19 protein-coding genes are annotated in these 20,961 nt (G+C 60.9%); 8 read left to right on the forward strand and 11 right to left on the reverse strand.

Going from position 1 to position 20,961, the window contains the following annotated elements; translation table 11 throughout:
- The first annotated feature begins 2 nt into the window (after nt 1-2).
- The gene (gene sfnG, locus ACVHNU_RS09870) at nt 3-1,085 is read left to right on the forward strand and encodes a dimethylsulfone monooxygenase SfnG (protein WP_003224682.1); all 1,083 of its coding nucleotides are present in this window, start codon (nt 3-5) and stop codon (nt 1,083-1,085) included.
- A gap of 120 nt (nt 1,086-1,205) precedes the next feature.
- On the opposite strand, the gene ACVHNU_RS09875 is transcribed toward sfnG, so the two are convergent.
- Nucleotides 1,206-1,685 carry a nuclear transport factor 2 family protein gene (locus ACVHNU_RS09875; RefSeq protein ID WP_098963977.1) on the reverse strand — a complete coding sequence of 160 codons (480 nt, stop codon included), beginning with the start codon at nt 1,683-1,685 and terminating at the stop codon, nt 1,206-1,208.
- Nucleotides 1,686-1,741: 56 nt separating this feature from the next.
- On the reverse strand, nt 1,742-2,305 hold the full coding sequence (locus ACVHNU_RS09880) for a TetR/AcrR family transcriptional regulator (protein WP_473019589.1): 564 nt from the start codon (nt 2,303-2,305) through the stop codon (nt 1,742-1,744).
- Between the two features lie 206 nt (nt 2,306-2,511).
- On the opposite strand from ACVHNU_RS09880, the gene pssA reads away from it, so the two are divergent.
- Nucleotides 2,512-3,855, forward strand: coding sequence for a CDP-diacylglycerol--serine O-phosphatidyltransferase (pssA, locus tag ACVHNU_RS09885; protein ID WP_003224687.1), 1,344 nt, complete (start codon nt 2,512-2,514; stop codon nt 3,853-3,855).
- Nucleotides 3,856-4,006: 151 nt separating this feature from the next.
- Here pssA and efeO (ACVHNU_RS09890) read toward each other — a convergent pair whose 3' ends face one another.
- From efeO (ACVHNU_RS09890) to efeU, 4 genes are read right to left on the reverse strand one after another with little or no spacing between them, the layout of a single operon-like run.
- A complete protein-coding gene (efeO, locus tag ACVHNU_RS09890; protein ID WP_003224689.1) occupies nt 4,007-4,831 on the reverse strand; it encodes an iron uptake system protein EfeO in 825 nt (274 codons plus the stop codon).
- Nucleotides 4,832-4,856: 25 nt separating this feature from the next.
- On the reverse strand, nt 4,857-6,155 hold the full coding sequence (efeB, locus tag ACVHNU_RS09895; RefSeq protein ID WP_003224691.1) for an iron uptake transporter deferrochelatase/peroxidase subunit: 1,299 nt from the start codon (nt 6,153-6,155) through the stop codon (nt 4,857-4,859).
- A 17-nt stretch (nt 6,156-6,172) separates the two neighbouring features.
- Nucleotides 6,173-7,372: an iron uptake system protein EfeO gene (gene efeO / locus ACVHNU_RS09900; RefSeq protein WP_473019590.1), complete on the reverse strand. Its 1,200-nt coding sequence runs from the start codon at nt 7,370-7,372 to the stop codon at nt 6,173-6,175.
- 8 nt (nt 7,373-7,380) lie between these two features.
- On the reverse strand, nt 7,381-8,232 hold the full coding sequence (efeU, locus tag ACVHNU_RS09905; RefSeq protein ID WP_262141184.1) for an iron uptake transporter permease EfeU: 852 nt from the start codon (nt 8,230-8,232) through the stop codon (nt 7,381-7,383).
- Between the two features lie 292 nt (nt 8,233-8,524).
- Here efeU and ACVHNU_RS09910 point away from each other — a divergent pair, with 292 nt between their 5' ends.
- From ACVHNU_RS09910 to ACVHNU_RS09935, 6 genes are all read left to right on the forward strand, one after another.
- Nucleotides 8,525-9,541, forward strand: coding sequence for an AraC family transcriptional regulator (locus tag ACVHNU_RS09910; protein WP_473019591.1), 1,017 nt, complete (start codon nt 8,525-8,527; stop codon nt 9,539-9,541).
- Between the two features lie 353 nt (nt 9,542-9,894).
- Complete coding sequence (locus ACVHNU_RS09915; protein ID WP_473019592.1) at nt 9,895-11,559, forward strand: AMP-binding protein; 1,665 nt, start codon at nt 9,895-9,897, stop codon at nt 11,557-11,559.
- A 15-nt stretch (nt 11,560-11,574) separates the two neighbouring features.
- Nucleotides 11,575-12,336 carry an SDR family NAD(P)-dependent oxidoreductase gene (locus ACVHNU_RS09920; RefSeq protein ID WP_338801863.1) on the forward strand — a complete coding sequence of 254 codons (762 nt, stop codon included), beginning with the start codon at nt 11,575-11,577 and terminating at the stop codon, nt 12,334-12,336.
- A 12-nt stretch (nt 12,337-12,348) separates the two neighbouring features.
- Nucleotides 12,349-13,542 (forward strand): acetyl-CoA C-acyltransferase, encoded by a 1,194-nt coding sequence (locus tag ACVHNU_RS09925; RefSeq protein ID WP_262141187.1) that lies wholly within the window; start codon nt 12,349-12,351, stop codon nt 13,540-13,542.
- A 140-nt stretch (nt 13,543-13,682) separates the two neighbouring features.
- Nucleotides 13,683-14,810 carry an acyl-CoA dehydrogenase gene (locus tag ACVHNU_RS09930; RefSeq protein WP_473019593.1) on the forward strand — a complete coding sequence of 376 codons (1,128 nt, stop codon included), beginning with the start codon at nt 13,683-13,685 and terminating at the stop codon, nt 14,808-14,810.
- A gap of 15 nt (nt 14,811-14,825) precedes the next feature.
- Complete coding sequence (locus ACVHNU_RS09935; RefSeq protein WP_123586292.1) at nt 14,826-15,599, forward strand: enoyl-CoA hydratase; 774 nt, start codon at nt 14,826-14,828, stop codon at nt 15,597-15,599.
- 186 nt (nt 15,600-15,785) lie between these two features.
- Here ACVHNU_RS09935 and ACVHNU_RS09940 read toward each other — a convergent pair whose 3' ends face one another.
- The 5 genes from ACVHNU_RS09940 to ACVHNU_RS09960 form a co-directional block, all read right to left on the reverse strand.
- Nucleotides 15,786-16,937, reverse strand: coding sequence for an acyl-CoA dehydrogenase family protein (locus ACVHNU_RS09940; protein WP_473019594.1), 1,152 nt, complete (start codon nt 16,935-16,937; stop codon nt 15,786-15,788).
- A 3-nt stretch (nt 16,938-16,940) separates the two neighbouring features.
- Nucleotides 16,941-18,047, reverse strand: a complete 1,107-nt coding sequence (locus ACVHNU_RS09945) for an enoyl-CoA hydratase/isomerase family protein (protein ID WP_473019595.1) — start codon at nt 18,045-18,047, stop codon at nt 16,941-16,943.
- Nucleotides 18,048-18,283: 236 nt separating this feature from the next.
- A complete protein-coding gene (locus tag ACVHNU_RS09950) occupies nt 18,284-18,970 on the reverse strand; it encodes an HPP family protein (protein ID WP_473019596.1) in 687 nt (228 codons plus the stop codon).
- A gap of 154 nt (nt 18,971-19,124) precedes the next feature.
- Nucleotides 19,125-20,303, reverse strand: a complete 1,179-nt coding sequence (locus ACVHNU_RS09955; protein WP_473019597.1) for an MFS transporter — start codon at nt 20,301-20,303, stop codon at nt 19,125-19,127.
- A 116-nt stretch (nt 20,304-20,419) separates the two neighbouring features.
- Nucleotides 20,420-20,938 carry a GNAT family N-acetyltransferase gene (locus ACVHNU_RS09960; protein WP_262141191.1) on the reverse strand — a complete coding sequence of 173 codons (519 nt, stop codon included), beginning with the start codon at nt 20,936-20,938 and terminating at the stop codon, nt 20,420-20,422.
- Between the last annotated feature and the right edge of the window lie 23 nt (nt 20,939-20,961).

Here is a 20,961-nt window from a genome sequence, read left to right on the forward strand (position 1 = left end):
CAATGAGCAAGCAAGCCGTGAAATTCGCCTACTGGGTGCCGAACGTCAGTGGCGGCCTGGTGGTCAGCAAGATCGAGCAGCGCACCGACTGGGGCATCGACTACAACCGCAAACTGGCGCAACTCGCCGAGGCTGCCGGATTTGAATATGCCCTGACACAGATCCGCTTTACCGCCGGTTACGGTGCCGAGTTCCAGCATGAGTCGGTGGCGTTCAGTCATGCGCTGCTGGCCGCCACCAGCAAGCTCAAGGTGATCGCGGCGATTCTGCCGGGGCCGTGGCAACCGGCGCTGGCGGCCAAGCAGTTGGCGACCATCGATCAACTCACCAACGGCCGGATCGCGGTGAACATCGTCAGCGGCTGGTTCAAGGGCGAGTTCCAGGCCATCGGCGAGCACTGGCTGGAACACGATGAGCGCTATCGGCGCTCGGAGGAATTCATCCGTTCGTTGCGCGGGATCTGGAGTCAGGACGACTTCAGCTTTCGCGGTGACTTCTACCGCTTCGACCATTACACCCTCAAACCGAAACCGCTCGGGCGTCCGGAAATCTTTCAGGGCGGCAGCTCCCGTGCCGCACGAGACATGGCGGCGCGAGTTTCGGATTGGTATTTCACCAACGGCAACAGCGTCGAGGGGATCAAGGCTCAAGTCGATGACATTCGGGCCAAAGCGGCGGCAAACAATCATTCGGTGAAAATCGGCGTCAACGCTTTCGTCATCGCCCGCGACACTGAAGAAGAGGCGCGTGCGGTACTGGCGCAGATCATCGACCAGGCTGACCCGGACGCGGTCAACGCTTTCGGTGACGCAGCGAAACAGGCGGGCAGGGCATCACCGGAGGGTGAGGGCAACTGGGCGAAATCGACGTTCGAGGATCTGGTGCAGTACAACGATGGCTTCAAGACCAACCTGATCGGCACGCCACAGCAGATTGCCGAGCGGATTGTGGCGTTGAAAGCGGTGGGGGTGGATCTGGTGCTGGCAGGGTTTCTGCACTTTCAGGAGGAGGTGGAGTATTTCGGCAAGCGTGTGCTGCCGCTGGTGCGCGAGCTGGAGGCTGAAAAGACTGCCGCAGTAGCCTGAACACCACAAAAACCTGTAGGAGTGAGCCTGCTCGCGATTGCGTATGAACAGTCAATATTCAGGCTGACTGACACACCGCTATCGCGAGCAGGCTCACTCCTACAATTGGATCTATGTGAACTAGAGACCGAGATCGGAGAGCCCCGGATGATCATCCGGACGCCGACCCAGCGGCCAGTGGAACTTGCGCTCGCTTTCCTTGATCGGCATGTCGTTGATGCAGGCATAGCGTTGAAACATCAGCCCGTGCTCATCGAACTCCCAGTTTTCATTGCCGTAGGAGCGAAACCAGTTGCCCGAATCGTCGTGCCATTCATAGGCGTAACGCACGGCAATGCGGGTGTCGGAGTACGCCCAGAGTTCCTTGATCAGACGGTAGTCCAGCTCCTTGGCCCATTTACGGGTCAGGAAGGCCTTGGCTTCTTCGCGGTTGTTGGCGAACTCGGCGCGGTTGCGCCACTTCGTATCGAGGGTGTAGGCCAACGACACCTTCTCGGGATCGCGAGAGTTCCAGCCATCTTCGGCCAGACGTACTTTTTCGATAGCCGATTCACGGTTGAACGGCGGTAAAGGCGGACGCACTTGGGCAGCAGTCGACATTTTCAGTCTCCCGATCTAATTAACGATTAAACAACGGTTGAGGCTTATTTAAGGCGTTACAGGTCCAATAACTTACGCGCCATGCATTGCGCATTATCAGCGGCACTGTGATCACCCATCACCAGCGCTACGGTAATGGCGCCGTCAATCAGGATCAGCAATTGTCTGGCCAGACGTTGCGGATCTTCGACGCCATGTTCGGTACACAGCTCGCACAGGTAGTCGAGCAGTTTCTGTTTGTGGTCTTTGGCGACCTGGCGCACCGGGTCTTCGGGATCGCCGGTTTCGCCGCTGGTATTGATGAAGGCGCAGCCGCGGAAGCCTTCCGAGGCGAACCAGCTTTTGAGTACGGTAAACAGGTTGAGCAGGCGGTCGGCCGGGGTTTCGCCCTGATCCACGGCGCTGCGGTACCAGTGCATCCAGCGCACATCGCGGCGTTGCAGGGCAGCGACGGTCAGCTCCTCCTTGTTGGCGAAGTAGCGGTAGATGCTTTTTCTGGAGACGCCGGCGGTTTTCACCAGAAGATCCATGCCGGTGGCGGCGATGCCACTTTTGTAGATCAACTTTTCGGTGACATCCAGAATGATGTCGCGGGTCGAGGTGTCAGTGATTTTGTTCATGTGGCGAACAGTAGAACGATCGTTCTCCTTGGTCAAGCAGTGATTTTCAGATTGCTTTCGCGAGCAGGCTCGCTCCCACATTTGAAATGCGATCCTTTGTGGGAGCGAGCCTGCTCGCGAAGGCGTCATTACAGACAGTAACAAGACCCGAACCGGTTGATGGTGTAAGCTCTCGGGTTCTTCGGATTCGACCCATTGCGAGCCCTATGCCGTTGCTTTTCAAACGCTCTTTGCTGCCCAAACTGCGCAGCTTTCCGCTGACTGCCGAGGCCGTGACCATTCTGTCCGGCGCCGCCGAGTTCCGTCGTTGCCTGCTGGAGAAAATCGCCGAGGCGACCCAACGCATCTACATCGTTGCGCTGTACCTGCAGCACGACGAGGCCGGTCAGGAAATTCTCGATGCCTTGCACGCCGCCAAGCTCAAGCGTCCGGAGCTGGAAATCGTCGTGGTCGTCGACTGGCTGCGCGCCCAGCGCGGCTTGATCGGTGCCGGCAAACAGCCGGGCAACTCGGCGTGGTATCAGGAAATGACCCGCACACACCAGAGTGAAGTGCCGGTCTACGGCGTTCCGGTGCAGACCCGCGAGTTGTTTGGCGTGCTGCATCTGAAAGGCTTCGTGATCGACGATTGCGTGGTTTACAGCGGTGCGAGCCTGAACAATGTCTACCTGCACAAGTTCGACAAGTACCGGTTCGACCGCTATCACGTCATCGAAAACCGCGAACTGGCCGACTCGATGCAGCATCTGGTCAAGCACGGTCTGATCGAATCCAAGGCCGTGCATCGCCTCGATCTGCCGAACCTGCCGACCACCCGCAGCCTGCGCAACGACATCGGCGATCTGCGCAGCCGTCTCAAATATGCGGCGTACGACACCAGCGCCGGCAGCACGGCGCACACCGGCCTGTCGGTGAGTCCGCTGCTGGGCGTGGGCAAGAACAACCCGTTGAACCGGGTGATTGTCGAGCTGATCGCCAGCGCGCAACAGCAACTGACCATTTGCACCCCGTACTTCAATCTGCCGCTGCCGATCATCCGCGAGGTCAACCGCGCACTGGCCCGTGGAGTGAAGATCGACATCGTGGTTGGCGACAAGACGGCCAACGACTTCTACATTCCGCCGAGCGAACCGTTCAAGGTGATCGCGGCGCTGCCGTATCTGTACGAAATCAGCCTGCGCCGCTTCGCCAAGCGGCATCAGCGCAACATCGACAGCGGCCAGTTGAACCTGCATCTGTGGCGTGACGGCGACAACAGCTATCACCTCAAGGGCATGTGGGTCGACCAGCGTTATACGTTGCTGACCGGCAACAACCTCAATCCACGGGCGTTTCGCCTGGACCTGGAAAACGCGCTGCTGATCGATGATCCGCAAGGCGAGTGGCTGGCGCCACGGGCGAAGGAGCAGGAAGAAATTTTCCGCAATACCACGCGGATTGCCAGCTTCCAGAGCCTGGAGACACTGCCGGAGTACCCGGCGGGGGTGGCGAAGTTTCTCAAGCGGGTGAGTCGGGTTCGGATTGAGCGGTTGCTCTATCGGATTTTGTAACCCTTCAGATTATTCGGTGCGGCTTCGACCGCTTTCGCGAGCAAGCCCGCTCCCACAGGGGGCTGTGTTGACCACAAACAAGGTGATCGACACAGGCCTAATGTGGGAGCGGGCTTGCTCGCGAAGGGGCCGGATCAGGCGCTACAAAAACTCAGTTCAGACCGAGCTTGCCACGCAACGTGGACAGATCTTCAGCCAAAGTATTGACCGGGCCAACCAGCGCCTTGCGGTCTGCATCCTTCACTTTGTCATAAGTCTCGAAACCACCATCCTTGGTCTTGTACTTGGCGAGGATCTTGTCCACGGTGGCGAAGTTCTTGTCGACTTTGGCGACGAACGCCTTGTCCTGTTTCTCGATCTGCGGACGGAACAGGTCGACGATTTTCTTCGCGCCGTCGATGTTGCCCTGGAAGTCATACAGGTCAGTGTGGCTGTAGCGGTCTTCTTCACCGGAGATCTTGGTTGCGGCGACTTCTTCCAACAGCGCGGCAGCACCACCGACGACTTTCTCAGGCGGGAAGGTCAGGCCTGCGACGCGGGTTTGCAGGTCCTGGACGTCTTTGTCCAGTTTGTCTGCCAGGTCGTTCAGGCCCTGAGTGCTCTTCTCCGAGAACAGCGAATATTCGATGCGATGGAAACCGGTGAAGTCTTCGGCCTTCACGCCTTTTTCGTGGTCGTCGACGCGGGAGTCGATGGACGCATCGAGGTCACTGAACAGCTCGGCGATCGGCTCGATCGACTCGTAGTAGACGCGGGTCGGCGCGTAAAGCTTCTGCGCGGTGGCCAGATCACCTTTCTTCACCGCATCGGTGAATTGTTTGGTGTGAGTGCCCAGTTGATCCAATTGCTCGGTGACGTAGATCTTGTAGTCCGACACCGGGCCGACCAGATCCAATGGCGCCGTCGCGGCGAACGCCGAAAGCGGGGTGTTGAGCAAACCGAGGGTCAGCAGTAACGCGAGTGGCGACTTTTTCATGGAGCGGCTCCGAAGGTTTTTATGGTTATGCAGCTGTTTTGGGTTGTGTGGCGTTGAGCAGCGAGCGACCGATGAAATCCTTGTCGCCGGTGACACCCGGAAGGGTGAAGAAGTAACCGCCGCCGACCGGTTTGAGGTATTCCTCAAGCGGCTCGCCGTTGAGCCGGGTCTGCACGGTGATGAAGCCTTTTTCCAGATCGGCCTGGTAGCAGATGAACAGCAGGCCCATGTCCAACTGGCCGTTCTTGTTCACACCGTTGGAGTAGTTGAACGGCCGGCGCAGGATCAGATTGGCCTGACTCGCGGCGGTGCGCGGGTTGGCCAGGCGAATGTGCGCGTCGAGTTTGGTCAGTTTGCCTTCCGGGTCTTTGCTGTAATCGGGGACTTCGGTCTCGTGGTTGGCGCCCATCGGCGCACCACTGGTCTTGACCCGACCGATGATGCTTTCCTGTTCCTGCAGCGGTGTACGGTCCCAACGCTCGACGAAGTTGCGGATGATCCGCACCGCTTGATAGCTGCCGTGGGCCGCCCACGCCGGCTCATCGCTGCCCGGTTGCACCCAGACAATCTTGTCCATCGCTTTGGCGTCGTTGGAATCGGGGTTGGCCGAGCCGTCACGGAAACCGAGGAAGTTACGCGCCGATTGCGCCGGCACTCCCGGTTTGGCCGGGGCTTGTGGCGGCACGCTGCCTTCCTGTTTCCAGCGCACCAGCAGCAGGTCCGGCAGGTTCTTGACGATGTCCCGCAGGGCGTGAATGTTGGTGTCGGCGGTGTTCGAGCAGAATTGCAGGCTCAGGTCGCCGTGGCAGCAATCAGCCTCCAGCGCATCGTTGGGGAAACCGACCATGCGTTGCAGGCGCTTGGGTTTGGCTGCGGCCAGACCGAAGCGCTCGTCGAATAACGATTCGCCTACGGAGACGGTGATGGTCAGGTTGTCCGGGGTCACCACCGGCCCGAGAATGCCGGAATCCGGCGGCGGCAGTTTCGGGTCGATCTGTGCCACCGGGCCGCCCTTCATCAGGAACGCGATGCGCTCGTTGAGGGTGCGGAACAGCCGCTCCAGGTCTTCGCGATCACTGGCCAGTACGTCGAACGAAACGAACATGCCGGCCGCCGGCCGCGGGGTGACGATGCCGGTCTGGTGCACGCCGTGGAAGTCGTGGCGATCTTCGGTCTTGTCGCTGCTCGGGGCTTCGGTCACTTGTGCCGGGGCCGCAGCCATCGCCGGACAGCTCAGGGCCGAACCGGCCAGTGCGACGCCAGCGACGCCCATGCCCATCAGGAGGCGGCGACGTTGCAGATCGAGGTTTTGCAAATCTTTCATCGGTATTCGTCTTCTGCTTACAGGCCGGAAAGGCCGAGGGCGGGATCGATGCCATCCAGAGCGTCAGCCAGGGCCTGAGCCTTGTCGGCGATCTGTTTGCGTTGTTCGCCACTGACCGTGTCGTAAGTGGCGTAACCGTCCTTGACCTTGAAGCTATTCAGTACGCTGTCGAAATCACTCAGCGCCGCGTCGATTTTCGGCAGCAGATCCGGCGCTGACTTGGTCAGCATCGGCCGCAGCAGCTCGACCACCTTGTGTGCGGTTTCCAGGTTGCCGGCAAAACCGTTGAGGTCGCCGTGGCTGTAGCGTTCCTCTTCACCGCTGGCGGCGCGCACGTCGGCCAGGGTGTTGAGGTTGCGCACCACGATGCTCACCAGTTGCTCCGGCGGCAGCGATTGCGCCAACAGTTGCTGTTTGAGGGTGGTGACGTCGGCCAGCAGACGCTCGGCCACTGGGTTCAAGCCGTCGAGGCTGCGTTGCTGAAACAGCGCGTATTCGATCCGGTGGAAACCGACGAACGCTGGATCCTGTTCGCGTTTTTCGAAGTAATCGGCGCGGGCATTGATGCTGTTGTCCAGTTCCGCCAGGCGTTGCGCGGCAGGCGCCAGACGCTGGTAAGCGGCACGGGCCGGCAGGTACAGCGCTTGCGCCTGGGCCAGGTCGCCGCTGGCAATCGCCTGATTCAGTGCGGTCACGGCTCTGATCAGCGCGCTGCCCTGAGTCGCCAGATACACGCGGAATTCCGACAGCGGCCCGACGAACGCGACCATCGACGGTTTGGCCTTGGCGGCCTCATCGGAGGCAGCAGTCGGCGTTACGTGCAGCACGCCACGCGGATTGCTCAGCAGACCGCAGGTAATCGCGTAGTCGCCGGGTTGCAGATTGGCGTTGATCACCTGGCTCAGGCCGGGGGCGATGTTCTCGCGCTCTTCGATCACCAGCACGCCGTCGAGAATTTCCCACTCCACCGCCCGGTCGGAGCGGTTGACGATGCGGAAACTGGCGCGACCGGCGGGAACCGTCAGCTCGTTCGGATCGCAGCTGTGCGCGTTGATGTTCACCACCACTTCATCATGGTTGTGCTGCCGCTTGGCCGCGGCCATTTTCGAGGCGTAGTAGAACAAGCCACCGGCGGCGATCATCACGACCACCGAACCGGCCACCGCCCAGCGCAAGGCGCGGGGAGGGGAGGCCTGAGGAGTATTAGGCTTTGACATGGATGCCCTTATTGGCTGGAAGCGGAAGTCGTTTTGGCAGCGGCTTTAGTGCTGACCGGCGCGGTGGGGTAGAAGAACATCACCAGCGCCACCACCAGATAGATCAGATAGGCACCGAGGGTGCTGACGGTCGGTGCATCCTGATAGCCGAACATGCCGGCCAGCACCGAACCCAGCGGGCCATCCATCGGTAGCGTCGCGCTGAAGTCGAAGAGCACGGTTTGCAGGTGATTCCACACCCCGGCCTCATGCAGCGCCTGCACCGAGTTGGCAAGAATCCCGGCGGCGACCACCAGAATGAACAACCCGGTCCACTTGAAGAACGCCGACAGGTTCAGGCGCATGCTGCCGCTGTAGATCAGGAAGCCGACAATGATCGCCAGCACCAGGCCGAGCAGGGCACCGATTGGCGCGCCCGGGCCTTCGCTCTGCTGAAATACGGCGAGCAGGAAGAACACGGTTTCCAGCCCTTCGCGAGCCACGGCGAAGAACACCATGGCGATCAGCGCGATCACTTGATGCTTTGACGAGGTCAGGGCGTGATCGAGCGAGGCCTGCAGCGAATGCTTGATCGAACGCGCGACTTTGCGCATCCAGAACACCATCGAGCTGAGAATGCCCACCGCGACCAGTCCGACAATGCCTTCGAACAACTCCTGCTGTTTCTGCGGGAATTCGGCGCTCACCAGTTCCAGGCCACCGCCGACCAGCAGCGCCAGGGCCGCAGCGAGAAACACGCCGATCCACACCGCAGGCATCCACTGGCCACGGCCGGTTTGTTGCAGGTAGCTGGCGATGATGCCAACGATCAGCGCGGCTTCGATGCCTTCGCGCAGCATGATCAGAAAGGGAACGAGCATTCAGGCAACCACGAGTTTTAGATAGGTGGCTAAGTTGTAACATAATGACACTCATTCCCAAATGGGGGTGGTTGACATTTACCTGAACATTCGCTGAACGGCATGTTTTTTCGCCCCGCACAGAACCTCTGTAGGAGCTGCCGAAGGCTGCGATCTTTTGACTTTGGATTTTGACTTTAAAAAACAAGATCAAAAGATCGCAGCCTTCGGCAGCTCCTACAGGGTTTTCGGTGAATCGGATGACTGCGTTAAGATGCCCCTCACTCGAAAACAACAAGGTCTGCCTCGCTCCATGTCGGAAAAAGACACCATCGCCGTTCAACTGGTGCGTGAAGCGCTGCTGCAAAGTTGTGCCCCGGGCGTGGCCACGGATGAAGTCTTGAACAAGGTCGGGATTGCTCCGGCCCTGCTGGACAGCGAACAGGGCCGGGTGCCGGCCTCGCAATACGCGAAACTCTGGCGATTGCTGGCCCGGCGCGGTGATGACGAGTTCTTCGGCATGGATCCGCGCAAGCTCAAGTCCGGCAGTCTTGAGTTCCTTTGCCGCAGCGCCATGGCGCAACCGACGCTGGCCGCCGGGCTCAACAGCGGGCTGAACTTCCTCTCGCTGATGCTGGAAAAAATCCCGGCGCAACTGCTGCATCAGCAAAGTCTGGCGGAAATCGTCCTGCTCGAAGACGACCCCGAACCCCGCCGGGCCTTCACCTATTTCACTTACTGGATGATCGTCCACGGCGTGGCGTGCTGGCTGGCGGGGCGGCGGATTCCGATTCTGGCGATCGAGTTGCGCTGCGCCGAGCCGGATTTCTGCGACGACTACCGGGTGATGTTCTCGGAAAACCTGCGCTTCGACCGTCCGCGCACGCGGATGATCTTTGCTGCTGATTGTCTCGATCTGCCGATCAAGCGTACGGCCGAAGAGCTGAAACGCTTTCTGGCCCATGCGCCGGCAAACATTCTGGTGAAGTACCGCGACCCGGAAAGCCTTGCCAGCCGGATCAAGCAGGATCTGCGGCAATTGCCCGCCGAACAGTGGCCGGAGACCGAGGCGCTGGCGCAACAACTGTGCATGTCCGCCTCGACCCTGCGCCGGCGATTGTCCGAGGAGGGGCAGACCTATCAGGGGCTCAAGGACAGCGTGCGCAAGGAACTGGCAATTACCTGGCTGGCCGAACCGTCGATCAGCTTCGTCGAAATCGCCACGCGGCTGGGGTTTGCCGATGCGAGTTCGTTCTACAAGGCGTTTCGCAAGTGGTCCGGGTCGAATCCGGGGCATTACCGCACGTTGATCCTTAACGAAGCCGTCTGATCCGGATTGTCAGTCGCCTGATCGGGCCTCTTCGGGAGCAAGCCCCCTCCCACATTTGAAATGCATTCTTCCTGTGATTGCAGTCTTCCTGGTTTTCACAGGTGGAGCATTCTTTGAAATGCAATCTTCTGTGATTGCAGCTTTCACAGTGATCCTCCCTTTGCAATGCAATTCCCTTGTGGGAGGGGGCTTGCTCCCGAAGGCGCCAGTCCAGGCGGCACATCTCTGGAATCTTGGCCAAACCAATCAGCCAGATTGACAGCTTTGACCATTGCCGCCTCCGCGCCGCAGCGCGACTATCCCTGTGTTGTTTACGGTTCCCAGCCTAATAAAAACACAGAGGGATTCTGGCAATGCGCGATTACTTGTCTGCCACCGAACAGTTCAACTATCAGCACACCGTGGACGCTGCGCTTAGCGGCACGCTGGAGGCGCTCAACGCCTGCGTCGAATGTTGCGACCGCCATGCCTTGCCGGGGCGCATTGCGTTGTTCTGGGAGGGCCGCGACGGCGCGAGTGCCACGTACACCTTCAGCGAGCTGCAAGACAAAGCCGCGCGTTTCGCCAATTTCCTTCTCGCCCAGGGCGTGCAGAAGGGCGACAAGGTCGCCGGCCTGCTGCCACGCAACATCGAATTGCTCATCACCGTATTCGCCACCTGGCGCATCGGCGCGGTGTATCAGCCACTGTTCACCGCGTTCGGCCCCAAGGCCATCGAACATCGGCTGAACAGTTCCGGCGCCAAAGTGGTAGTCACCGACGCGGTCAACCGGCCGAAACTCGCTGAGGTCAACGATTGCCCGACCATCGTCACCGTCGGCGGCGCCAAGGGCCAGGGCATCGTCCGTGGCGATTTCAGTTTCTGGGCCGAGCTGGCCAACTATTCCAATCTCTGCGAGCCGGTGCTGCTGACGGGTGAAGAGCCGTTCCTGCTGATGTTCACCTCGGGCACCACCGGTCCGTCGAAAGCGCTGTCGGTGCCGCTCAAGGCCATCGTCGCGTTCCAGAGCTACACCCGCGACGCGGTGGATCTGCGTCCTGAAGATTCGTTCTGGAACGTCGCCGATCCGGGCTGGGCCTACGGCATCTATTTCGGCGTCACCGGCCCTCTGTCGATGGGGCACCCGATCACCTTTTACGATGGCCCGTTCACCCTCGAAAGCACCTGCCGGGTGATCAACAAATATGGCATCACCAATCTCACCGGCTCGCCGACCGCGTACCGCTTGCTGATTGCCGGTGGCAACGAGTTCGCCAAGTCGATCAAGGGCAAGCTGCGCATCGTCAGCAGCGCCGGCGAGCCGCTCAACCCGGAAGTGATCCGCTGGTTCGCCGACAACCTCGGCGTAGTCATTCACGATCATTACGGCCAGACCGAACTGGGCATGGTCCTGTGCAACCACCACGGGCTGGAGCACCCGATCCACCTTGGCGCCGCCGGTTTCGCCTCGCCGGGGCATCGCATCGTGGTGCTCGACGAGCAGTACAACGAACTCGGCGTTGGCCAGCCGGGCATCCTCGCCATCGACCGTACACAGTCGCCGATGTGCTGGTTCGGCGGTTACCAAGGCGTGACAACCAAAGCCTTCGTCGGCGATTACTACCTCAGCGGCGACACCGTGGAGTGGAACCCGGACGGCAGCATCAGCTTTGTCGGTCGCAGTGATGACGTGATCACCACCTCGGGCTACCGCGTCGGCCCGTTCGACGTCGAAAGCGCGCTGATCGAACACCCGGCGGTGGTCGAAGCGGCCGTGGTCGGCAAGCCTGACCCGGAGCGCACCGAGCTGGTCAAAGCCTTCGTCGTGCTCAACCCGCAATACCGCGCCGAACCGGCGCTGGCCGAGGAGTTGCGGCAACACGTGCGCAAACGTCTGGCCGCGCATTCGTACCCGCGTGAAATCGAATTTGTCAGCGAATTGCCGAAAACCCCAAGCGGCAAATTGCAGCGCTTTATCTTGCGCAACCAGGAAATCGCCAAGGCTCAAGAGGCCGCGGCGCACAACGTTTCAGCTTGAATCAGGAAGTCAGTCATGCAGATCGAGAACAAGGTTTTTATCGTCACCGGCGGCGCCTCCGGCCTGGGTGCCGCCACCGCTGAGTTGCTGGTCAACGCCGGCGCCAAAGTGATGCTGGTGGACATGAACGCCGAAGCGGTAGCCGCGCAGGCCCAGCGCCTCGGCGCGCAAAGCGTCGTCGCCGACATCAGCAATGAAGCCGCTGCCGAAGCCGCCGTGCAGGCCACGCTCAAAGCCTTTGGCAGCCTTAACGGTCTGGTCAACTGCGCCGGCATCGTCCGGGGCGAGAAGATTCTCGGCAAGAACGGCCCGCATGCTCTGGCCAGTTTTGCCCAAGTGATCAACGTCAACCTGATCGGCAGCTTCAACATGCTGCGTCTGGCCGCAGCGGCCATCGCCGAGAGCGAGGCGAATGCTGACGGCGAGCGCGGGGTGATCATCAACACCGCATCGGTCGCAGCGTTCGACGGGCAGATCGGCCAGGCCGCGTATTCCGCCTCCAAAGGCGCAATCGCCAGCCTGACCCTGCCGGCCGCCCGCGAACTGGCGCGCTTCGGCATCCGCGTGATGACCATCGCTCCAGGCATTTTCGAAACCCCGATGATGGCCGGCATGACCCCGGAAGTGCGCGAGTCGCTGGCCGCCGGCGTACCGTTCCCGCCGCGTCTTGGGAAACCCGCCGAGTACGCCGCGCTGGTTCGGCATATCATCGAAAACAGCATGCTCAACGGTGAGGTGATCCGTCTCGACGGCGCCTTGCGCATGGCCGCCAAGTAAGGAGGATTTGTCATGAGCCTTTCCAACGATCCAATTGTCATCGTCAGCGCCGTCCGCACCCCGATGGGCGGTTTTCAGGGCGAGCTGAAAAGCCTCACCGCGCCGCAACTGGGCGCCGCCGCGATCAAGGCCGCGGTTGAACGCGCAGGCGTCGCCAGCGATGCGGTCGACGAAGTGCTGTTCGGTTGCGTATTGCCCGCCGGCCTCGGTCAGGCACCGGCCCGTCAGGCGGCTCTGGGTGCCGGGCTGGATAAATCCACCCGTTGCACCACGGTCAACAAGATGTGCGGCTCGGGCATGGAAACCACCATTCTTGCTCACGACATGCTGCTGGCCGGCAGCGCCGACGTGGTGATCGCCGGCGGCATGGAAAGCATGTCCAACTCGCCATATTTGCTTGATCGTGCACGCGCCGGTTACCGCATGGGCCATGGCCGGGTGCTCGACTCGATGTTCCTCGACGGCCTCGAAGACGCCTACGACAAGGGCCGTCTCATGGGCACCTTCGCCGAAGACTGCGCCGAAACCAACGACTTCAGCCGCGAAGCCCAGGATGCCTTTGCTATCGCCTCGACCACCCGCGCCCAGCAGGCGATCAAGGACGGCAGCTTCAAGGCCGAGATCGTCCCGCTGACCGTGACCGTCGGCAAAGAACAGCTGCTGATCAGCAACGACGAGCAGCCGCCGAAAGCCAAACTGGACAAGGTCGCCTCACTGAAACCGGCGTTCCGCGAAGGCGGCACGGTGACGGCGGCGAACTCCAGTTCGATCTCCGACGGTGCGGCGGCACTGGTGCTGATGCGCCAGTCGCAGGCACAGAAACTCGGTCTGAAACCACTGGCGGTAATTCACGGCCACGCGGCGTTTGCCGACACTCCGGGCCTGTTCCCGGTGGCACCGATTGGCGCGATCAAGAAGCTGGTGAAGAAGACCGGTTGGGCGCTGAACGAGGTCGATCTGTTCGAGATCAACGAAGCGTTCGCCGTGGTGGCGATGGCGGCGATGACCCATCTGGAAATCCCCCACGACAAGCTCAACGTGCATGGCGGCGCCTGCGCACTGGGCCATCCGATCGGTGCCTCGGGCGCGCGAATTCTGGTGACCTTGCTCTCGGCCCTGCGCCAGAAGGGCCTGAAACGCGGGATCGCAGCGATTTGCATCGGCGGCGGCGAAGCCACGGCGATGGCCGTGGAATGCGTTTATTGATTCACGCAATCCCTTTGTAGGAGTGAGCCTGCTCGCGATGGCGTCGTGTCAGTCAACACTGATTTATATGACCCACCGCTATCGCGAGCAGGCTCACTCCTACAAGGGAAAGCGGGTCGACTTGAATTTAAGGATTCACCATGATTCCCAACGAAGACCAATCCCAGATCCGCGACATGGCTCGGCAGTTCGCCGAGGAACGACTGAAACCGTTCGCCGCCGAGTGGGATCGCGAGCACCGTTTCCCCAAGGAAGCCATCGGCGAGATGGCCGAGCTGGGCTTCTTCGGCATGCTGGTGCCGGAGCAGTGGGGCGGTTGTGATACCGGCTACCTGGCCTACGCCATGGCCCTGGAAGAAATCGCCGCCGGCGACGGCGCCTGCTCGACCATCATGAGCGTGCACAACTCGGTGGGCTGCGTGCCGATCCTCAAGTTCGGCAACGACGATCAGCGCGAGCGCTTCCTCAAACCGCTGGCCAGCGGCGCGATGCTCGGCGCATTCGCCCTGACTGAACCGCAGGCCGGCTCCGACGCCAGCAGCCTGAAAACCCGCGCGCGCCTCGAAGGCGATCACTACGTGCTCAACGGCTGCAAACAGTTCATCACTTCTGGGCAGAATGCGGGGATCGTGATCGTGTTTGCGGTGACTGACCCGAGTGCCGGCAAACGCGGCATCACGGCGTTCATCGTGCCCACCGATTCAGCGGGCTACAAAGTCGCCCGGGTCGAAGACAAGCTCGGCCAGCATGCCTCGGACACCTGCCAGATTCTGTTTGAAGACGTGAAAGTGCCGGTCGCCAACCGCTTGGGTGAGGAGGGTGAAGGCTACAAGATTGCCTTGGCCAACCTCGAAGGCGGACGCGTCGGCATCGCTTCGCAATCGGTGGGCATGGCCCGTGCCGCGTTCGAAGCGGCCCGCGATTACGCCCGTGAGCGCGACACTTTCGGCAAACCGATCATCGAGCACCAGGCCGTAGCCTTCCGTCTCGCCGACATGGCCACGCAGATCGCCGTTGCCCGGCAAATGGTGCATTACGCCGCCGCCCTGCGTGACAGCGGTCAGCCGGCGCTGGTCGAGGCTTCGATGGCCAAACTGTTCGCCTCGGAAATGGCCGAGAAGGTCTGCTCGATGGCGTTGCAGACGCTGGGCGGTTACGGTTACCTCAACGACTTCCCGCTGGAACGCATCTACCGCGACGTGCGCGTCTGCCAGATCTACGAAGGCACCAGCGACATTCAGCGCATGGTTATTTCGCGCAATCTCTGACAAGGAATCTTGCCCATGACTTACGAAACGATTCTGCTGGAAAACCACGGCCGCGTCGGCTTGATCACGCTGAACCGACCACAGGCGCTGAACGCCCTGAACGCGCAACTGGTCAGTGAAGTGAACCACGCCCTCGACGGCCTGGAAGCCGACGCGAACATCGGTTGCATCGTCATCACCGGTTCGAAGAAAGCTTTCGCCGCCGGCGCCGACATCAAGGAAATGGCCGAACTCACCTATCCGCAGATCTACATGGACGACCTGTTCAGCGATAGCGACCGCGTGGCCAACCGACGCAAGCCGATCATCGCTGCGGTCAACGGCTTCGCCCTCGGTGGCGGCTGCGAACTGGCGCTGATGTGCGACTTCATCCTCGCCGGCGACAACGCCAAATTCGGCCAACCGGAAATCAACCTCGGCGTGCTCCCGGGCATGGGCGGCACCCAGCGCCTGACCCGCGCCGTGGGCAAGGCCAAGGCCATGGAAATGTGCCTCAGCGGGCGGATGATCGATGCGGTGGAAGCTGAACGTTGCGGCATCGTTGCGCGGATCGTGCCGAGTGATGAATTGCTCGACGAGGCGCTGAAAGTCGCCGCGGTGATCGCCAGCAAATCGCTGCCGATTGCGATGATGGTCAAGGAAAGCGTCAACCGCGCCTTTGAGGTCAACCTGACTGAAGGCGTGCGCTTCGAGCGTCGGGTGTTCCATGCGGCGTTTGCCACCCAGGATCAGAAAGAAGGGATGGCGGCGTTTGTCGCGAAACGTGCGCCGGAGTTTACAGGTAAGTAATGCATCGTCTTGGCTGACGTCTTCGCGAGCAAGCTCGCTCCCACACTGGATTTGTGTACGACACAGATCCAGTGTGGGAGCGAGCTTGCTCGCGAAGCTTTTGAGGCAATATCAAAAGATCGCAGCCTTCGGCAGCTCCTACACCGGTTTCCTGTAGGAGCTGCCGAAGGCTGCGATCTTTTGCTTTTACAGCGGGTAGTTCTTCAATTCCCGAGCAATCACCATCCGCTGAATCTCGCTCGAGCCTTCATAGATCTGGGTAATCCGCGCATCGCGGTAGTACTTCTCGACCGGATAATCCTCCAGATACCCATACCCGCCATGAATCTGAATCGCCGAGGAGCAGACTTTCTCGGCCATCTCCGACGCGAACAGTTTGGCCTGTGAAGCCTCCGACAGGCACGGCTTGCCCGCTGTGCGCAGGCGCGCCGCGTGCAGGATCATCAGTCGCGCCGCGTTGATTTGCATGTGCATGTCGGCCAGCAGGTTGGCGATGCTCTGGTGTTCGTTGATCGGCTTGCCGAACTGGATACGATCGCGGGAATACACCAGCGCCGCTTCGAATGCCGCCCGGGCGATGCCCAAGGCCTGCGCAGCGATGCCGATGCGTCCGCCTTCGAGGTTGGACAAGGCAATCGCCAGGCCCTTGCCACGTTCGCCGAGGAGATTGGCTTCGGGAATGCTGCAGTTGTTCAACGTCACCGCACAGGTGTCGGAAGCGCGGATGCCCATCTTGTGTTCGGTGCGATCGACGATGAAACCCGCAGTATCGGTGGGCACCAGGAACGCAGAAATGCCTTTCTTGCCCAGATCCGGGTCGGTCACCGCAAACACGATCGCCAGTTTCGCCCGTTTGCCATTGCTGACGAATTGCTTGGCGCCGTTGATCACCCACTGGCCGTCACGCAGTTCGGCGCGGGTGCGCAGGTTGTGCGCCTCGGAGCCGGCCTGCGGTTCGGTGAGGCAGAAGCAGCCAATCGTCTGGCCACTGGCGAGATCCGCCAGCCAGGTCTGTTTCTGCGCTTCGCTGCCGTAGTTCATGACCGGGCCGCAGCCCACCGAGTTGTGAATGCTCATGAAGGCACCGGTGGCACCGTCGCCGGCAGAAATTTCTTCCACCGCCAGCGCATAGGCCACGTAATCGACGTAGGTGCCGCCCCATTCCTCGGGCACCACCATGCCGAGCAAACCGAGCTCGCCCATCTTCGCCACCAGCGCGTCGTCGATCCAGCCGGCCTTTTCCCAGGCTTGCGCATGGGGCGCGATTTCGCCGCGGGCGAAGTCCCGGGCCATGTCGCGGATCATCACTTGCTCTTCAGTCAGTTCGAGATCGTGCATGGCTCAGCTCCCGCTCTCAGTAAAACCGTGAAAGAAACTCGCGACATGCCCGGCGTCCAGCGCAGCAAGGGTCGGCGGGTTCCAGCGAGGTGTCTTGTCCTTGTCGATCAGCAGGGCGCGCACGCCCTCGATCAGGTCGCCGCGTTCGAACCACTGGCGATCCAGATGCAGTTCGAGGGCGAAGCAGTGTTCCAGACTCAGGTGCCGGCCGCGACGCAGCATCTCCAGGGTCACGGCCATCGCCAGTGGCGAGCGGCTGTCCAGCAGATCCGCGGTAGTGGTTGCCCACTCATGACTGTCGGCAACGGTGACCGCGCGCAGTTGCTCGACAATGCTCGGCACGTCCGGCAGGGCGAAGAAATGGTCGATGGCCGGGCGCAATTTCTCCAGCGGTGCATCGGCCAGGGTTTGCACGCCATTTTTCGCGAGCAGGCTCTGCAGATCCTTGAGCGGCGTATCGCGCCATTCCAGGTGATCGAGTTGTTCGTCGAGGCTCGCCAGTTTGCTGCTGTCGACAAACCAGTCGGCCAGCCCGCAGTACAACGCATCGGCCGCACGAATCTGCACACCGCTGACGCCCAGATAGATCCCCAGTTCACCGGGAATCCGCGAGAGGAAATAACTGCCGCCGACATCGGGGAAATAACCGATCGCCACTTCCGGCATCGCCAGACGACTCTTTTCGGTGACCACCCGCAGATCCGCACCTTGCACCAGGCCCATGCCGCCGCCCAGGACGAAACCGTCCATCAAGGCCAGCACCGGTTTGCGGTAATGATGAATGGTCAGGTCGAGGGCGTATTCCTCGACGAAGAAATCTTCGTGCAATGTGTCGCCGCTTTTGAAGCTGTCGTACAGCGAACGGATATCGCCACCGGCACAGAAAGCCTTGTCACCGGCACCGCGCAAAACAACGGCACGCACGTCGGTGTCAGTGGCCCAGGCATCGAGTTGCTGCTGCAACTGACGAACCATGTCGAGGGTGATGGCGTTGAGACCGGCGGGGCGGTTGAGGGTCAGGTGACCGATGTGATTGCGAACCTCGGCCAGCACTTCGTTTCGTGTGGCATCCATGGACGGCGTCCGCGGGGATGAAGCCTGAGCAGTCATCACTAACTCCCTGCTTTTATTGTCTTTATTCGAGAAGCTCGCGCGCGAGCGTTGACCGATCGTAACAGTGCAAATTTGCCGTGTACAACGGGGATATGTGCAGGGGGAGTTTGCGTTTTTGCCTTAGGGAAGAATCGACATCTGCTGGTGTAGGAGCTGCCGAAGGCTGCGATCTTTTGATCTTGAAAGATCGCAGCCTCGTTGCACTCGACAGCTCCTACAGGGAGTGTGGGGTGTCAGGAGAAGACTTCACCGATGCTGCGGCGTTTGGCGTGCAGCTCGCTGGCGTGGATCAATTGTTCGAGGTCTTCGGGGGTGACGTCGATAAAGGCTTCCATGTCGGCCAGTGCCCGTTTCAAATCTTCGGCGGTAATTGACTGGCTGTCGACGGGAGCCAGCAGCGGCGCAGGCTCGGCCGGGCGCTTCGGGTAGCGGATGCGGGTCAGGTTGTTGTAGGCCAGCGCGCTGAGCAGCATGCACGCAGCGGCGAGCATCACCGATTCCATGGCTTTCCAGTCCATGGCGATGGTGGCGGGATCGGCCAGCACCAGCGTCAGCGCGAGCGCACCGGCCGGTGGGTGCAGGCAACGCAGCCAGCACATCAGAATCAACGCGATGCCCGCCGCCAGACAGGCGCTGCCCAAGGTGCGACCGAGGACGTGGGCGACCAGCAGCGCGACAACGCTGGCGCACAGGTAGCCGCCGATGATCGACCACGGTTGAGCGAGGGCGCCCGAAGAGACGGCAAACAGCAACACCGCTGAGGCGCCCAACGGCCCGATCAGGTGATACGCGACCTCAATGCCGAACACCTGACTGCATGCCCAGACGCTGAACAAGGTGCCCAGCGCCATGCCGATCGCGGCGCGGCTCCATTCGGTGGGGCGAGTGTTGATGGCGGCGGGCAACCAGCGAGCGAGCATGTACATCGGGTCCTTGCGGTAAATTCGGGGCAAAAAAAAGGACTTGTCCGTTTCGGAAAGTCCTCGAAGCGTTCCAACTATTGGGGGAGGAACGCGTACAGTGTGCCGTGCAAAGTCGATGCTGACAAATTCATATAAATGCTGCTTCAGTGCATTATTTTTGAATTGTCGCCACACGGCGCCCACTGACAAAACACAGATACCCACCCAGCGCCGCCAGGGCGCTCAAGGCGTAGAACATGCTCGGCGCCGGCGTGTGCATCAACAGGAACCCGCACATCATTGGACTCAGCGCGCCGCCTAACGCCGCGAGGTTCTGCGCACCGTAGTAACTGCCGCGCAGTTCTTCCGGGGCCAGGGTGTCGACGAAGAGGAAATCCGCCGGGTAAATGATCATCTCGCCGAGGGTGAAGATGAACATCGCCACGCACCAGCCGACCAGACTGTCGGCCAGGCTGAAGCCGATCAGACCGACGATGAACAACGCGGTGCCGCCGGCAATCCAGTAGCGCAGGTGCTCACGTTTGAGGAATCGCCCGATCTGGTACTGCAGCAGGATCACCGTGATCGCGTTGCAGGCGAGCAGGGCGGCCATGGTGTCGAGTGTCTGATCCTGCGTGTGGGTCACCAGCAGGTACTGCGACAGGTACAAGGTGAAGCGACCGTGAACCAGCGTGCTGAGCAGGCAACCAAAGGTGAACAGGATCATCGTGCGGTCGTTTTTCAGGATGATCAGGGTGTTCAGGAAACTCTGCGGTTGGCTGACCTGCGACAGCGGACTGGCCTCGCGAGACACACCCATAAGCAGGAAAACGCTGCCGGCAGCAATCAGCCCCGCGACAATAAACGGCGCTGAAGGCTGAACGCCGGCAATCACCACGCCGATCATCGGGCCGACGGCGTAGCCGATGTTGGTCAGCGTGTAGTTCAACGAAAACGCCTTGACCCGCTGGCCGACCGGCAGGTTTTCACTGAGCATCGCTTTGGAGCAGATCAGGAACAACGCCGACGCCGTTTCACTGATGATCAGCACCAGCGTGACCAGGTACAGATTCTGCGCGAAGGTCAGTAGCATCAGGCCGACACCGCTGGAAAGCATGGTCAGGATCAACAGCTGACGCTTGTCGAGGCGATCGATGATGTAGCCGCCGTACAGCGACAACAGCGTGGCACTGAACACGGCGATGCCCAACAGCAGACCGACGTCCTGCGGGTTAAGGCCCAGTTTGTTGCTGAGAAACAAGGTCAGCAGCGGACTGATCAGGGCACGGCTGATGACGATACTCAGCGAGGTGATCATCAGTCGGCGGATCAGGCGGGAGTAGGTGGCCACGAAGAGATCAATGTCCTTATTTCAGAATGCGCGGGTGAGCCTTGCCATCCTCACCGGGTCCCGCTCAGCGGTCAACCTGACACAGCGTAAATCCCCTTGTGGGAGCGGCGGTGTTATCAATAGAGGGGCAGGTGCATGGCGCAGCGTCGCTCGGCGGCAAAGCCATGCTCGATTTCTTTCTGCAGAGCATCGAGCAAATGCGCTTCGTGCTCACCGGGTGCGACTTCCACAAACCCCATCCGCTGATAAAACGGCGCATTCCACGGCACGTCGCGAAACGTGGTCAGGGTCACCGCGCGCATTTGCTCGCAGCGGGCATGTTCAATCGCGGCCAGCAGCAGTTGACGACCCACGCCTTGTCCCTGAAACGCGAGGCTGACCGACAGTTCTTCAATGTGCAGCAAGTTGTCGAAATCCAGCGCGCGGATAAAACCTGCGAGTTGCGCCGAGGTGGTTTCGGCGACCCAGACGTGGGCATTGTCGATGGCTTGGCGGTGTTGCGCGGCGCTTGCCACGTCGGTATCGGCAAGCCAGGCGAGGGTCGGATCTGTGCGAAACAGCTCGGCGGCCGAGCGTTCGATGGCGGGGAGGGCGGCGGCATCATTCTGCCGCGCCCGGCGTACAACAAAACTCATGGTAAAAATCCCTGTAGGAGCTG

It is taken from the genome of Pseudomonas sp. Ors-4-3C, assembly GCF_055755035.1.

Excerpts from the sequence above, each read along its gene's own strand:
- sfnG (WP_003224682.1), top strand. The coding sequence starts at position 3 with ATGAGCAAGCAAGCCGTGAAATTCGCCTACTGGGTGCCGAACGTCAGT.
- ACVHNU_RS09875 (WP_098963977.1), bottom strand. The coding sequence starts at position 1,685 with ATGTCGACTGCTGCCCAAGTGCGTCCGCCTTTACCGCCGTTCAACCGT.
- ACVHNU_RS09880 (WP_473019589.1), bottom strand. The coding sequence starts at position 2,305 with ATGAACAAAATCACTGACACCTCGACCCGCGACATCATTCTGGATGTC.
- pssA (WP_003224687.1), top strand. The coding sequence starts at position 2,512 with ATGCCGTTGCTTTTCAAACGCTCTTTGCTGCCCAAACTGCGCAGCTTT.
- efeO (WP_003224689.1), bottom strand. The coding sequence starts at position 4,831 with ATGAAAAAGTCGCCACTCGCGTTACTGCTGACCCTCGGTTTGCTCAAC.
- efeB (WP_003224691.1), bottom strand. The coding sequence starts at position 6,155 with ATGAAAGATTTGCAAAACCTCGATCTGCAACGTCGCCGCCTCCTGATG.
- efeO (WP_473019590.1), bottom strand. The coding sequence starts at position 7,372 with ATGTCAAAGCCTAATACTCCTCAGGCCTCCCCTCCCCGCGCCTTGCGC.
- efeU (WP_262141184.1), bottom strand. The coding sequence starts at position 8,232 with ATGCTCGTTCCCTTTCTGATCATGCTGCGCGAAGGCATCGAAGCCGCG.
- ACVHNU_RS09910 (WP_473019591.1), top strand. The coding sequence starts at position 8,525 with ATGTCGGAAAAAGACACCATCGCCGTTCAACTGGTGCGTGAAGCGCTG.
- ACVHNU_RS09915 (WP_473019592.1), top strand. The coding sequence starts at position 9,895 with ATGCGCGATTACTTGTCTGCCACCGAACAGTTCAACTATCAGCACACC.
- ACVHNU_RS09920 (WP_338801863.1), top strand. The coding sequence starts at position 11,575 with ATGCAGATCGAGAACAAGGTTTTTATCGTCACCGGCGGCGCCTCCGGC.
- ACVHNU_RS09925 (WP_262141187.1), top strand. The coding sequence starts at position 12,349 with ATGAGCCTTTCCAACGATCCAATTGTCATCGTCAGCGCCGTCCGCACC.
- ACVHNU_RS09930 (WP_473019593.1), top strand. The coding sequence starts at position 13,683 with ATGATTCCCAACGAAGACCAATCCCAGATCCGCGACATGGCTCGGCAG.
- ACVHNU_RS09935 (WP_123586292.1), top strand. The coding sequence starts at position 14,826 with ATGACTTACGAAACGATTCTGCTGGAAAACCACGGCCGCGTCGGCTTG.
- ACVHNU_RS09940 (WP_473019594.1), bottom strand. The coding sequence starts at position 16,937 with ATGCACGATCTCGAACTGACTGAAGAGCAAGTGATGATCCGCGACATG.
- ACVHNU_RS09945 (WP_473019595.1), bottom strand. The coding sequence starts at position 18,047 with ATGACTGCTCAGGCTTCATCCCCGCGGACGCCGTCCATGGATGCCACA.
- ACVHNU_RS09950 (WP_473019596.1), bottom strand. The coding sequence starts at position 18,970 with ATGCTCGCTCGCTGGTTGCCCGCCGCCATCAACACTCGCCCCACCGAA.
- ACVHNU_RS09960 (WP_262141191.1), bottom strand. The coding sequence starts at position 20,938 with ATGAGTTTTGTTGTACGCCGGGCGCGGCAGAATGATGCCGCCGCCCTC.